General features: G+C 64.7%; 1 protein-coding gene and 1 pseudogene. One reads left to right on the plus strand and one right to left on the minus strand.

The genetic code is table 11. The features are described from left to right. The coding region (locus Q4I23_RS32985; RefSeq protein WP_498529043.1) for a phospholipase D-like domain-containing protein at positions 1-395 on the minus strand (395 nt) is incomplete at its 3' end. A gap of 74 nt (positions 396-469) precedes the next feature. Here Q4I23_RS32985 and Q4I23_RS32990 point away from each other — a divergent pair. Beyond that, a pseudogene (locus Q4I23_RS32990) lies at positions 470-607 on the plus strand (IS6 family transposase); the annotation flags it as partial.

Below are 607 nucleotides of genomic sequence, written 5' to 3' on the forward strand. Positions count from 1 at the left end.
GTCGGCCGTGTTCTCCTCAACCGAAAAGAATCACGACCAACCGGCCGTGCACAGCCCTTTTTCCGCATCCTGTTAAGCTCGTAATTGATGCTGAAACTGCGGATGTCGAGATTGGCCGAACCGATGGAGCAGACCTCGCCGTCGACGCTGAGCGCCTTGGCGTGCAAGTAGCCTTTTCCGTACATGTGAACCCTCGCCCCGGCGGCCGCGATCTCGGCCAGATAGGTGTTCGCGGCCCAATATGGCGTCTGGTTCAGCCCCTCGCCGCGATCGCTCACCATCACATCGACCGCAATGCCCGCCAACGCCGCCGCCCTGAGCGCCTCCGCGATGGTGGCGTCCAGGATGAAGAAGGGCGTTTGCAGGCGCACGCGGTGCTGGGCCGACATGATCATGGCGAAGTAGAGCTGGCGTAGGCACCGTCAAGTCCACGGTGGCGGGGCGGCAGGGGTGCGGGTATAGGGTTGTCATGACGACGCCCCGTGACCCCCGCTACGTCGGCTACCGCTTCCCCGCCGAGGTCATCGCGGCGGCGGTGTGGCTCTACTTCCGCTTCCCCTTGAGCCTGCGCATGGTCGAGGAGATGCTGGCGGCCCGCGGCATCACC

This window comes from Azospirillum sp. UFLA03-27, from assembly GCF_059803775.1.